Annotated in this window: 13 protein-coding genes; all 13 read left to right on the plus strand. The window is 40.6% G+C overall.

Features of this window, described 5'->3' with window-relative positions; translation table 11 throughout:
• On the plus strand, positions 1-867 hold the full coding sequence (locus tag ACJYYY_RS01090) for a YitT family protein (RefSeq protein ID WP_408869007.1): 867 nt from the start codon (positions 1-3) through the stop codon (positions 865-867).
• Between the two features lie 103 nt (positions 868-970).
• A complete protein-coding gene (ftsE, locus tag ACJYYY_RS01095) occupies positions 971-1,657 on the plus strand; it encodes a cell division ATP-binding protein FtsE (RefSeq protein WP_035314377.1) in 687 nt (228 codons plus the stop codon).
• The gene (ftsX, locus tag ACJYYY_RS01100; RefSeq protein WP_035314376.1) at positions 1,647-2,531 is read left to right on the plus strand and encodes a permease-like cell division protein FtsX; all 885 of its coding nucleotides are present in this window, start codon (positions 1,647-1,649) and stop codon (positions 2,529-2,531) included. The genes ftsE and ftsX overlap by 11 nt, the downstream gene beginning before the upstream one ends.
• Before the next feature lie 317 nt (positions 2,532-2,848).
• The gene (locus ACJYYY_RS01105) at positions 2,849-4,030 is read left to right on the plus strand and encodes an NlpC/P60 family protein (RefSeq protein ID WP_035314375.1); all 1,182 of its coding nucleotides are present in this window, start codon (positions 2,849-2,851) and stop codon (positions 4,028-4,030) included.
• A gap of 153 nt (positions 4,031-4,183) precedes the next feature.
• Positions 4,184-5,644, plus strand: a complete 1,461-nt coding sequence (gene cls / locus ACJYYY_RS01110) for a cardiolipin synthase (RefSeq protein WP_035314374.1) — start codon at positions 4,184-4,186, stop codon at positions 5,642-5,644.
• 86 nt (positions 5,645-5,730) lie between these two features.
• On the plus strand, positions 5,731-6,876 hold the full coding sequence (locus ACJYYY_RS01115; protein WP_156921155.1) for a PDZ domain-containing protein: 1,146 nt from the start codon (positions 5,731-5,733) through the stop codon (positions 6,874-6,876).
• The gene (locus ACJYYY_RS01120; RefSeq protein WP_035314372.1) at positions 6,863-7,801 is read left to right on the plus strand and encodes a ribose-phosphate pyrophosphokinase; all 939 of its coding nucleotides are present in this window, start codon (positions 6,863-6,865) and stop codon (positions 7,799-7,801) included. The genes ACJYYY_RS01115 and ACJYYY_RS01120 overlap by 14 nt, the downstream gene beginning before the upstream one ends.
• Before the next feature lie 149 nt (positions 7,802-7,950).
• Positions 7,951-8,667 carry a response regulator transcription factor gene (locus ACJYYY_RS01125; RefSeq protein ID WP_035314371.1) on the plus strand — a complete coding sequence of 239 codons (717 nt, stop codon included), beginning with the start codon at positions 7,951-7,953 and terminating at the stop codon, positions 8,665-8,667.
• Complete coding sequence (gene pnpS / locus ACJYYY_RS01130) at positions 8,664-10,442, plus strand: two-component system histidine kinase PnpS (RefSeq protein WP_408869008.1); 1,779 nt, start codon at positions 8,664-8,666, stop codon at positions 10,440-10,442. Before ACJYYY_RS01125 ends, pnpS begins: the two co-directional genes overlap by 4 nt.
• A gap of 123 nt (positions 10,443-10,565) precedes the next feature.
• A complete protein-coding gene (gene pstC / locus ACJYYY_RS01135) occupies positions 10,566-11,468 on the plus strand; it encodes a phosphate ABC transporter permease subunit PstC (protein ID WP_408869009.1) in 903 nt (300 codons plus the stop codon).
• Positions 11,465-12,349, plus strand: a complete 885-nt coding sequence (pstA, locus tag ACJYYY_RS01140; RefSeq protein WP_035314370.1) for a phosphate ABC transporter permease PstA — start codon at positions 11,465-11,467, stop codon at positions 12,347-12,349. The genes pstC and pstA overlap by 4 nt, the downstream gene beginning before the upstream one ends.
• A gap of 13 nt (positions 12,350-12,362) precedes the next feature.
• Positions 12,363-13,121, plus strand: a complete 759-nt coding sequence (gene pstB / locus ACJYYY_RS01145) for a phosphate ABC transporter ATP-binding protein PstB (RefSeq protein ID WP_035314369.1) — start codon at positions 12,363-12,365, stop codon at positions 13,119-13,121.
• An 11-nt stretch (positions 13,122-13,132) separates the two neighbouring features.
• A complete protein-coding gene (pstB, locus tag ACJYYY_RS01150) occupies positions 13,133-13,885 on the plus strand; it encodes a phosphate ABC transporter ATP-binding protein PstB (RefSeq protein ID WP_035314368.1) in 753 nt (250 codons plus the stop codon).

Here is a 13,885-nt window from a genome sequence, read left to right on the forward strand (position 1 = left end):
GTGGGAGCGATAGAACGTCATGTTCCAAAGTTTATAATTGAAGCAGTATTAGTATTAATCGGATCGATGGTAATAGCTATCGGTTTTAATGGTTTTTTGTTACCGAATCAAATTGCACCTGGTGGTTTTACCGGGATTAGCGTCATTGGAAGCGAGCTAATTGGCTGGAAGCCGGCTTATATTTTATGGGTGCTCAACGGTGTTTTTTTCTTACTCGGGTGGATTATTTTAGGAAAGAGCTTTGCCGCTAAAACATTTTTAGGGACAGCCGTTCTACCGTTTTTTTTCTTAATTACCGAAGGGATGCCGACTTTATCACATAATACGGTGGTTGGTGCCATTTTTGGTGGTGTTTTTGCCGGGTGTGGTTTAGGTATTGTCTTTTTAGCCAATGCTTCAACCGGAGGAACCGATTTAATCGCGATGGTGGTTCACCGTTACACAAAAATGCCGCTGGGAAAAGCAGTGGCGATGATTGATGGGTTGGTTATTTGTAGTTCAATGTTTGTTTTTAGTATCGAAAAAGGTTTGATTGCCCTGATTACCTTGTTTATGATGATTAAGGTGATTGATTATGTTCAAATCGGTTTGAAACGAAAAACAGCTAAAAATGTGATGATTATATCCCGCCATCAATCAGAGATCATGGCAGGTATCGTCAATAAGTTAAAGTTAGGTGTGACGCGACTAGAGGCACATGGAGGATATGCGCAAGAAAACCATGGTGTTTTGATGGTGATTATCCCGACTAAGCAATTTCAGCGCTTGAATGATTATGTTTTGAGCGTTGATGAATCAGCCTTTGTGGTTGTGATGGATGCGACTGAAGTCCAAGGATTGGGCTTTACAAAAGCACGGGAACTGTAAAATGACATCTCATTGTAATATGAATGAATTTAAAATGAAAATTTAGCATGTTATACTACGGAGAGTTGCAAAAAAATATCAATGAAGTCAGGAGACCATCTCAATGATAAAAATGGAAAATGTATTTAAAAAATACAGCAATGGTATTTCCGCAGCGAATGGGTTCAACATCGAAATTAAACAAGGTGAGTTTGTTTATATCGTTGGACCAAGTGGTGCCGGAAAATCAACCTTTATAAAACTAATCTACCGCGAAGAAGAAGCAACATCAGGCGTTGTTAATGTCAATGGTTATGATTTAACAAAAATGAAAAACCGTGAAGTCCCTTACTTAAGACGTGGTATTGGCGTTGTCTTTCAAGATTTCAAATTATTACCGACTTTGACAGTCTTTGATAATATCGCCTTTGCGATGGAAGTTGTCGAAAGTGACAAGGCCTCAATTAAGAAACGTGTGATGGAAGTGTTGGATTTAGTTAACCTCAAACATAAGGTACGGATGTTGCCGAGTGAGCTATCAGGTGGCGAGCAACAACGGATTTCAATCGCACGCTCAATCGTGAATAAACCGAAGGTCATCATTGCCGATGAACCGACGGGAAACCTTGATCCGGATACATCTTGGGAAATTTTAAATATTTTAGAAGAAATTAATCGTCAAGGCACAACTATCGTCATGGCGACACATAACCGCGAAATCGTTAATACGTTGAAACACCGTCTGATTGCAATTGAAAACGGTCGAATTGTACGTGACGAAGTGGAAGGAGTGTATGACTTTGAAGCCTAGAACACTCACGCGTCATTTTAGAGAAAGTTTTAAAAGTTTACACCGTAATGGGTTGATGACCTTTGCGGCGATAAGTGCAGTAACGGTAACACTTGTCTTAGTAGGATTCTTTATGATTACGATGTTAAACGTTAATAAGTTGGCGACAGATGTTGAGGATAATGTTAAAATAAATGCCAATATCGACTTAGCAGCCACTAAAAAAGATGAGGCTAAAGTTGAAAAAGAACTACAAAAACTTACTGGTGTTGAAAAGGTAACCTTTTCTTCGAAAAATAATGAATTAAAAAAAATGATCAAAGCATACGGTGATAGTTTTGAACTCTTTGAACAGTCGAATCCATTGCATGATGTCTATGTGATTGAAGCGAAAACACCGTCGGATGTTGAAAAAGTCGCGCTTGCCGCTGAAAAAGTAACCAATATTGATTCAGTGTCATACAACGCTAAAACAGTCGGAAAAGTCTTCGATGTTGTTAAATGGGTCCGTTACATTGGTGTATTCCTAATTGCAGCCTTATTATTAACTGCAATGTTCTTAATTTCTAATACGATTAAGATTGCGATTTATTCACGTCGGACAGAAGTGGAAATTCAAAAATTAGTCGGAGCAACAAACGGCTTTATTAGATGGCCGTTTCTATTAGAAGGTGCATGGATAGGACTCTTTGGTGCGATTATTCCAATCGGTTTAACGTGGTTAGTGTACTATCAAGTGTATAAATGGATGATGCCAACATTGGCGCCGACCTACTATTCCCTCTTACCAGTTGGTCAAATGGTTGGGATTGTCTCAATTACAGCCTTGTTAATTGGTATTTTAGTCGGGATGTTTGGTAGTGTCTTATCGATTCGTAAGTTCCTTAAAATTTAAAAGGACACAGTTTAAGTTGGAACCGCAATGAGCGGTTCTTTTTTTATTTAAAAAAGAAAAACTATTTCAAATACTTAAAGAGAGACGATAGTCCCGTTTGTTAACCAGTATTCTGGCGAAGTTAAGTGTGATGAGGCGTAGCTCTGTTAAAGTGACAAGAGAATGTTGTAACACAACTGTAATAAAAGACTTTGTAACGTAAATTGTAATGTGTATCGCTATGCCTTAGAATAGTAAGAGTAGATTACTGTATATATGAAATTAAACGAATTTAAAATAAAGATAAAAATGAGGAATATGAGAGGGGAAATAAAATTTTGAAAACTTCTAAAATTATCGCTATCGCTCTAGCCGCTGCTATCACAGTCTCGCCATTTGCAGGTGTCGTATCAAGCACGAATGTTTCGGCTAATGAATCAAGTGCCAAAATCGCTGCAAACAAGGCTGAAATGAAATCCCAATTAGCACAACTTGTAGAAGAAGAACAATCTGTATCAGCTAAAATTAAAGCTGATCAAGCAACGTTTAAGAACTTAAAAGCTGATCAAGCGAAACTTGAAAAAGCAATGAAAGAAACTGAGGCTGCTATTGCGAAACGTAAAGCAAAATTAGATGAACGTGCACGTTCAATGCAAACATCTAATACATCATCATCGATCGTAGAAGCAATTTTTGAAGCTGATAGTATTACAGATGCCGCAGCTTCTGTAATGGCTTATTCGAAATTTCAAAATGCTGATGTTAGCATCGTGAAAGCGCAAGAAAAAGATGAGAAAAAATTAGCAGCAAACAATAAAACGTTAAGTGCTAAAGTGAGTAGCCAACGTTCGATTATTGCAGCTAACGAAGTGGCTGCTGGTAAATTAGCTGCTCAAAAAGCTGAAAAAGAAGTGTTAGTAGCCAAATTAGCAGATGACGAAGCCGCTGCTAAAAAAGCAGAAAAAGCAGCTGCAGCATTAGCAGCCGCAGCTAATGTAGAACCGATTAAAACGGTTGAAAGAGTTCAAGCTGATACTACAAAAGATACTGATGATAAAGTTGTAACTGTTGCAGTGCAAGATAACACAACTGTAACTCCTTCGAAAACAGCTTCTAAGCCAGCTAAAGACGAAGATAAAGCAACAAATAATGCAGGAAATGTACAAGCAGGTGTTGCTGGTGCAATTCAAGAAGCTTATAAATACGCAGGCCAAGCTTACGGTGGTGGAGCTGTCCCAGGAAACTTTGACTGTTCAGGACTTGTAATGTGGTCATATGCTAAAGCTGGCATTAGCTTGCCTCGTACTGCAGCAGCACAATATGGTGCAACAACACGTATTTCAGAAAGCCAAGCACAAGCGGGCGATTTAGTATTCTTCTCAGATGGTGGTATTAGTCACGTTGGAATTTATCTTGGTGGTGGACAAATGTTCAACTCACAAAATAACGGCATTCAGACAGATAATATCCACGGTGCATACTGGGGCGAACATTTAGCAGGGTTTGGACGTATTAACTAGAACGTCAAACTAAAAAGAGATATAAAAAAGGACTGACAATGACATTGAGCTAAAGTGGGCTTACAATATCATTATCAGTCCTTTTTTTCTTTTTGCGATAGTGCCAATATGGTATGATAGAAGCATATCTGATATGAGAAGGGGGATGAAGTCATGGAATCAATCGTGGTTTATATGACGGCAACCGTACTAATTGTTAATATGTTGCTAGCATTGTTGACTGTATTTCTTGAGCGTCGGGAATCATCTGCAATATGGGCCTGGTTATTAGTGTTGATTTTCATCCCAATCATCGGTTTTATTTTATACCTATTGATTGGACGAAATTTATCACGGCGTAAGATTTTTGATTGGAAGGCCCAAGAAAAAATCGGTATTAATGACGTGATTAATTCACAAATTAATTTAATAAAGGAAGGTGTGTTTCCATTTGGAACGGAAACATCACTGAAGCATAAAGAAATGGTTTATTTATTACTGGTTAACGATGGCGCACCATTAACGCAAGATAATGCAGTCGAAATCTTTACGGACGGTAACGAAAAATTCGAAAGCTTATTTGCTGATATTGAGGCAGCGACTGATCATATTCATCTCATCTATTACATATTCCGATTCGATGATTTAGGGACACGGTTAATTGATTTATTAATAGAAAAAGCAAAACAAGGTGTTGAAGTTCGGTTCGTATACGATGCGATGGGATCACGATCTGTTCGTCCAAAAGATTTTAAAACACTTGAACAACACGGTGGTAAAGCGTATCCGTTCTTCCCATCAAAGTTGCCGTTAATTAATATGCGATTAAATTACCGCAATCACCGAAAACTAGCGATAATCGATGGTAAAGTCGGCTATATTGGTGGCTTTAATATTGGTGATGAGTACTTGGGTAAATCGGAGAAATTTGGTTATTGGCGCGATACGCATTTACGGATTGAAGGCAGTGCTAATTTTGCGATGCAGGCCCGTTACATTATGGATTGGAACTCGGCAGCTAGAAAGCCTGAAGATAAAATAAAGTATGACAGCCGCTATTTTCCATTACCGGCAAAACAAGATAGTGAAGTTCCTGTCCAAATTGTATCGAGTGGTCCTGACACGGATTTGGAGCAAATTAAAAATGGGTACATTAAGCTCATCAACTCGGCTAAAAAAACCATATTCATTCAAACGCCTTATTTCATTCCCGATAATAGTGTTCTTGAGTCGTTGAAAATTGCCGCGTTATCAGGGGTGGATGTTCGTGTCATGATACCTTCTATCCCGGATCATCCATTCGTTTATTGGGCGACAACTAATCATGTGAGTGAATTATTGAAATGTGGAGCAAAGGTTTATCGTTACCAGAATGGTTTCTTACATGCTAAAACAGTTGTTGTTGATGGTGAAGTCTCTTCAGTTGGGACAGCCAATATCGATAATCGGAGCTTCCGTTTGAATTTTGAAGTGAATGCCTTTTTATACGATGAAAAAATCAGTCAACAATTACATCGCATCTTTTTAGAAGATTTAAAGTTGTCGAGCGAAATGACCTTAGCTCAATACGAAAATCGATCGCTGTGGATTCGCTTCAAAGAAGGGGTCTCACGGCTTGTCTCACCGATATTATAAAATGCTAGATTGGAGTGTCGTCGATGTTAAATGGAGTGACTGGGGTGTTATCCTTTTTTCTACATCCGCTTTTATGGATTATAATTTTGAGCACATTTATAGTAACAAATAAACGAATCAAACAAGAACGTCATCTGTTTAACAGCCGTATTTATTCCGGTAAAATGGAATGGATGAGACTGTTGTTTGTAGGGTTGCTCATAGGTATCAGCCTGTCGGCAATCATTTGGTACACGGGTGTGCTTGTTGATTTTAGCTGGCTTTTTACGCTTAATTTGATTACCTTGTTTATGTTTGTCTTATTAGGTTATCGTGGCCTTAGTAGTGCCTATACAATTGGTTTAGCGACATTAGTCTTAATCGGACTTAACTTCATCCTCCTTATTGCGAAAAGCAATGACTTTTTGGCGTTTTTTTCCAGTGGTTTAATGATGCAACCACGTATTTTAAATGGGCTGAGTGTGTTATTAGTTTTATGCTTGTTGGTAGAAGTTTTGTTAGTCTACTTAGTGTTACGTCGACCGATGCAACCGTCACGTGTTAAAATACGACGAGGCACCATTCAAGGTCAATTTAAGTATCGTAGTGCCTTATTACTGCCATTATTTATGCTGTTGCCTGTTAGTGAGGGCGGTGTGTTACATGCGACGAGTTGGTGGCCAGTCTTTGCTGTTGGAAATCAGAGCTTTATTCCTATCGTCGTTCCTGTTATTATTGGAATGGGTGCCCGTATTCGTTCCGATAAACCACAGCGTGTTTTGAAAAAACGAGTCGTTGCTATATTAGCTTTAGCATTAATGGTTGCTCTTGTTAGTGTCGCGGGCTACTTTTATAACTGGTTAACCTTCACACCATTTGTTGTTGCTTTATTAGGGCATATGGGGATTGATTTATATTTCTGGCTCGAAGATGATCCTGATTCAGATAAATATCATTTGTCACCGAATGGGATTCGTGTGATGGGGACGAGAGATACTTCAGCAGCCCGTAAAATGGGGATTGAACCAGGCGAAATTATCACGGGTTGTAATGGAAAGTCTGTTTATACACGTCAAGACTTATACGATGCAATGAATCTTAATCGAGCCTATGTCCGCTTGACAGTATTGGATGAGTTTGAAGAACCACGGTTTGTAGAAACCGCTTTGTATGAGGAAGATTCGTTTGAAATGGGTTTGTTATTTGTTGAAGAAAGTGTAATAGAGGAGATGACAGAAAGTGTTAAAAGTTGATGGAGATAATTTAAAGGTATTCGCCTTGAGTTCAAATGAACCGCTGGCCCAAAAAGTAGCCGATGAATTAGGTGTGCCCCTTACAAATATTGGGTTGCAACGTTTTAGTGATGGTGAAATTGCAATTAATATCGAAGAAAGTGTTCGAGGCGTAACCGCCTATCTAGTGCAGTCAACGGTTGATCCCGTCAATGATAATATTATGGAATTATTAATTATGATTGATGCTTTGAAACGCTCAGCAGTTAAAACAATCAATGTGGTGATGCCATACTTTGGTTATGCTCGACAAGATCGCAAAGCGCGTGCACGTGAGCCGATTACTGCTAAATTAGTAGCAAACTTAATCGTTGAAGCGGGTGCACATCGTTTGACGACGATTGATTTGCATGCGGCACAGTTACAAGGTTTCTTTAATATTCCGATCGATCATTTAACGACCGCTGACTTGCTAGCCTCATACGTTAATGAAAAATTCGGTGATAAAGACATCGTGATTGTCTCACCAGATCATAGTGGTGTTTCACGCGCGCGTGATTTTGCAAAGGACTATGGTTGGCCAATTGCCATTTTAAACCGTAAACCACGACCAAATAAAAATAAAATTTCTGAGGTTATCGGTGATGTGGCCGGTAAATTAGCCATTGTTGTCGATGATATAATCGACACGGGTTATCGGACAATTAGTTCCGCCGATGCTTTAATCGAAGCTGGTGCTAAAGAAGTGATGTCGTGCGCAACTCACGGTGTTTTGTCAGCCCATGCGAGCCAACGGATTGCTGAGTCAGCGATTAGTCAGTTAATCTTAACTGACACGATTCAACTGAAAGCAGAAGACATGTCAGATAAGATTACCGTCTTGACCGTTGCGCCAATGTTAGCAGAAGCAATTGAAGCGATACAAAACCAACATTCAATTCATTAGAAACAGTGATAATCATAGAAAACACCATCTTCTCGCACGTTGAGAGGGTGGTGTTTTTAAATCAACTCATAAAGTTATGAGCTGAAAAAAATAGTAGAAACATGGTATAGTGACAATAACAGTTAAAGATGAAAGTAGGATGATGCATTGTGGCTCACGTATTAGTTGTCGATGATGAACCGACAATTGTAAAACTATTAACATTCAATATTGAACAAGAAGGACACCGCGTTAGTAGTGCCACGAACGGTATGGATGCGCTGGCGCTGGTGGGTGCGGCCGAGAATGAGATTGATTTAGTCGTATTGGATTTAATGTTACCAGGAATGAATGGTATTGACGTCTGCAAAGAACTTCGAAAGCAAGAAAATTACACACCGATATTAATGCTCACTGCGAAAGACGATGAATACGATAAAATTATCGGGTTGGAACTTGGTGCTGATGATTACATGACAAAACCTTTCAGTCCGCGCGAAGTCATTGCCCGCATTAAGGCGATTTTACGTCGGGTTGAATTGGCACCAAAAATGACTCAAACGGAGAGTCTAGTGACAGCTGATTTTTTAGAAATTGGTGGCTTGCGGATTGATCGTGATCGCCATACTGTATACCTTCATGATAATCAGCTGACATTAACACCAAAGGAATATGAACTGCTTTGTTTCTTAGTGGAAAATAAAGGGAAGGTCTTTAGTCGCCATCATTTACTCGATGTTATTTGGAACTACGATTATGCTGGCGAAACCCGCATTGTCGATGTCCATATTAGCCATTTACGTGAAAAGATTGAAGCTGATACGAAGAAACCGCGTTACATCATGACGGTACGTGGATTTGGCTATAAAATGGATGATGCCCAATGACACCCTTATGGCGTAAACTCGTCCTGTTTTTTTGTTCGATAACGATTGTTGTTGTCGTCGTATTAGGCTTTTTTAGTGCGACAATTATTAAACATAATTACATCGAAAACCGCGAGCAACAGATGATACAAAGTGCACAGTTGATGATTGCGAACTTATCCGAAACGGGCACTGATTTGACGAAGGAGAATAAGGCATTGACCACTGTGTTAGTGAAAGATGCCAGCTTGCTCGATTCGCGGATTACATTGATTGATGCACAGGGGAAGGTAATTAATGATACCGATGAGCCTGCGGCAACGATGACCAATCACCGCAATCGACCCGAAATAAAAGCGTTGCTAACCGATTCACGCTTGGCGTCGGCCTCTGATCAACGTCAAAGTAAGAGTCTTGGCTACGGGATGCTTTATACGGCTGTTCCGATTATCGAAAAAGGGGAGCTTGTCGGTATTATCCGAGTTGCCGTGAGTTTACAGATGATTGAAAAAGCGATTGTGCAACTCCAGTTGAGCCTGATTGTCGTAGGAGGTCTCTTGGTGTTAGCTTCAACAGTGGTTATCATTTTGATGGTACGACGGATTACGCGGCCAATCACAACAATTACAGCCGTTACCCAAGGCTTAGCCGAGAAAGATTACGGGCAGCGTGTAATGTTGCTACCAAGTGGTGAAATTGGTGAGTTGGCGAAATCGGTCAATACACTCGGAGAGAAACTGCAAAAAAACGTGACAGAAATTCATGTCAAAGAACTGCGTTTAGCGGGAGTGCTTGATAATCTCGTGAGTGGCGTATTACTCGTTAATACAAAGAAGCGTATCACCTTAGCTAATCCAGCGATGTTTCAACTCATCGAAAAAAAACTACTGCATAACAATTATTTTGAAGTGCTGCCAAGTTACCAATTAAGCAATTTGATTAAGGAAGCCTTTAAGACGGGTAAGAAACAGCAGGCAGAAGTCATTTTATACGGTCATTCGGCTGAAAAACGGGTCGATGCAAACGTGGTGCCCATCGTCGAAGATAATCAGCATTTATCAGGTGTCATCTTAGTGCTCCATGATATTACTGACATTCGTCATTTAGAGGCACTACGATCAGAGTTCGTCTCGAACGTGTCTCATGAATTAAAAACGCCGGTGACGTCGATTAAGGGCTTTGCAGAAACACTGCTTGATGGGGCAATGGCTGATGCCGACTTACGTAAAGAATTTCTCGAAATTATTCGTGATGAGAGCAATCGCTTAACGCGGTTAATTGAAGATATTTTACAATTGTCTAAAATCGAGCAACATCAGATAAAACCTCATTACAGCGAAGTTGACCTCGTTAACGTATTGACCAACGTATTGAAGGTGTTACGTAAAGCAATCGTTGAAAAGAACGTGACGATTGAGTTGCAGCTGCCGCAATCCTTAGTGTTAACGAGTGAAGCTGACGGGTTGCATCAAATCGCGCTCAACCTTATAAGCAATGCGATAACATACACACCGAATGACGGTTGTGTTACAATTCACGCTCATAAAAAGGGAACTGAGATAACTTTGCAAGTAGCGGATACAGGCATTGGCATTCCGGCAGCAGACCAGACACGAATCTTTGAACGATTTTATCGAGTCCACAAAGCGCGCGAACGTGAAACAGGTGGAACGGGACTCGGGTTATCAATCGTGAAACATCTCGTTGAACGCTATCAAGGCCGTATTGCACTTGATTCAATCGAAGATGAAGGAACGACCTTTACCGTCACACTACCGTGTGAACATATCGATTAAACATAAGACGACCTTTACAAAACCTTTACACATTCTCAATGAAGTAGATATATTCATTGGTTATGATGAGGTTAAGATAAAAGGGCGTCTTTTTTTATACGCTATGAGAGAGTAGGGACGAAGATGAATGACAAACAATTGAATAAAAAAAACTTAGAACAACTAGGAAAGTTCATCAGTTTTATTTGTGTGGCAACGATGGCTGTTGGGGCCCTCGTGATTATTTATTTTGTCGCTTCCAAGGGTTTAGCGACCTTCTTTGTTAATAAGGTATCTATCTGGTCGTTTTTATCGGGCCAAGACTGGCAGCCTTCAAAATTGGATGGTGGAGGTCATCCATTGGTTGGTGCGCTACCGATGATTGCTGGCTCGTTTGGCGTCACCTTATTGGCGGCGTTAATTGCGACGCCACTGGCAATTGGTGCCGCGATATTCATGGTCGAAATATCCCCTAAATTTGGGAAACGGGTATTGCAGCCAGTCATTGAACTGCTGATTGGTATTCCATCGGTAGTGTATGGCTTAATCGGTTTAACGATTATCGTCCCTGTCATGCGTCATTGGTTTGGGGGCACCGGTTTTGGGATTGCTGCCGGAACTGTTGTGTTAACCGTAATGATTTTACCGACGGTAACGAGTTTAGCAGTGGATGCGATTACTGCTGTCCCGCGTCATTACCGTGAGGCCTCACTTGCATTAGGAGCGACACGATGGCAGACGATTAGTGGCGTTGTTTTAAAAAGCGCCCGCTCGGGTTTGTTGACAGCGCTTGTGTTCGGGATGGCACGTGCCTTTGGTGAAGCGCTCGCAGTCCAGATGGTGATTGGGAATGCGGCGATTATGCCGACCTCATTGGTAGAGCCCGCGTCAACTTTAACGAGTATCTTAACGATGAGTATGGGGAATACGATTCCAGGTCAGCTTGAGAATAATGTCTTATGGTCATTGGCGCTTGTGCTGTTACTGATGTCGCTCTTTTTCATCATTGTTGTACGATTGATTGGAAAGCGAGGGAGCATTAAATGACATCAAAACTGAAAGATAAATTAGCAACAGGTATATTTTATAGTATTGCACTTATTATTTGTGCGATTTTAGCGAGTATCATCGGCTATGTATTAGTTCAAGGTGTGCCCCATATTAGTTGGGACTTCTTAACAAAACCGTCAGAATCATTTAGTGCAGGCGGCGGGATTGGTCCACAGCTGTTCAATTCGTTTTATCTCTTGTTTTTAACCTTGCTGATTAGTGTGCCACTTGCATTAGGAGCTGCGATTTATTTAGCAGAATATGCCAAAAACAATTGGATCACAAAAGGTGTGCGCTTAATGGTCGAGGTGTTATCGTCATTACCATCAATTGTTGTCGGTCTCTTTGGCTTTCTCGTGTTTGTGATTTACTTCGGTTGGAGTTTCTCGATTTTATCAGGCGCTTTGGCGCTGACGCTCTTTAACCTTCCGATTTTAGTAAGGGTAATGGAAGAATCACTCAAATCAGTCTCGGCTAGTCAACGAGAGGCGGGCTTGGCACTTGGTTTAACGCGTTGGGAAACGGTGTGCTTCGTTATCGTACCAACAGCGTTACCGGGTATTATCACTGGTGTTATTTTATCAGCTGGTCGTGTGTTTGGTGAAGCAGCCGCCTTGATTTATACGGCAGGTCAGAATGCGCCATCGCTAAACTTCGCTAACTTTAATATCTTCAGTCAAGAATCTCCATGGAATATTATGCGACCGGCTGAAACGTTAGCCGTTCATATTTGGAAGGTTAATAGTGAAGGGGTTGTGCCAGATGCCGCGGCAATATCAAGTGGTACGGCAGCAATTTTAATTATCGGAATCCTCTTGTTTAATTTAATAGCACGAATTGTTGGGAAATACGTTTACCGATGGATGACATCTTCATAAAGGAGCTTAGTATATGACAAACTTTGCGATTGAAACAACTAAATTGAATGTGTTTTATGGTCAAAAACAAGCGATTAAAGAGGTCAGTTTAGGCTTTCCTAAAAACCAAGTGATTGCCTTAATTGGACCCTCAGGCTGTGGGAAATCAACGTACTTACGTTCGCTCAATCGAATGAATGATGAGATTGAAGGCTGTCGCACAGAAGGGCCGATTTTATATCATGGACGTGATATTAACACACCTTCAGAAGATTTATATGAACTACGTAAAAATATCGGGATGGTTTTTCAAAAACCAAATCCGTTTACCAAATCGATTTATAAAAACATTACCTTTGCGTTGAAACGTCATGGGATTACTGACAAACGCGTGTTGGCTGAGCGAGTTGAAAAAAGTTTGCGGGCAGCCGCTTTATGGGAAGAAGTAAAGGACATCTTAACTAAGAGCGCCCTTAGTTTATCAGGTGGACAACAGCAACGGCTGTGCATTGCGCGCACGGTTGCAACAGAACCTGATATCCTATTACTCGATGAGCCGGCTTCAGCGCTGGATCCAATTTCAACCTCAAAGATTGAAACGTTAATTACAGCGTTGAAAGAATTTTATACGATTATTATCGTTACCCATAACATGCAACAAGCGGCGCGGATTTCAGATAAAACAGCCTTCTTTTACTTGGGTGAAGTGGTTGAATATGATGATACCGCTAAAATATTTACAAATCCAACACATGAAAAAACACAGGCATATGTCTCAGGTAATTTCGGATAGGAGGAACAGTGATGGCTATTATTGAAACAACGAAACTCAATCTTTTTTATGGTAAGAAACAAGCGCTATATAACGTCTCGTTACAGTTTCCACAAAAACAAGTGATTTCGTTAATTGGACCGTCAGGCTGTGGAAAATCGACATTTTTACGGACATTAAACCGTATGAATGACTTGATTCCGAATGTACGCACAGAGGGTAGTATTCAAGTGAAGGAGCTTGATGTCATGTCAGCCCGCACGGATATGGTTGATTTACGTCAGCGAGTCGGAATGGTGTTTCAACAACCGAACCCGTTTCCGTTCTCAATCTATGATAATGTTGCCTATGGACCACGCCTCCATGGGATGACTAACAAATGGGAACTTGATCAAATTGTGCAAGAAAGCTTAATGAAAGCCTCTTTATGGGAAGAAGTAAGTGATCGAATGCACACGTCGGCTCTAGGTCTTTCAGGCGGGCAACAACAACGTTTGTGTATCGCACGTGTATTGGCAGTCAAACCCGAAATCATTTTAATGGATGAGCCGACAGCAGCGCTCGATCCGATTTCAACGGCTAAAATTGAAGATTTAATTGTTGAGTTAAAGGAAAAGTACACGATTTTAATCGTGACACATAATATGCAACAAGCGTCGCGCATTTCTGACCGAACGGCCTTCTTTTTAAATGGTCGCGTCGTTGAGTATGCCGATACGAAAACAATCTTTTTAAACCCGGTGGAAAAAGAAACGCAAGACTATATTTCAGGCCGCTTTGGCTAA

The sequence above is a fragment of the Brochothrix campestris genome, assembly GCF_046058945.1.
Lineage (GTDB): Bacteria > Bacillota > Bacilli > Lactobacillales > Listeriaceae > Brochothrix > Brochothrix campestris.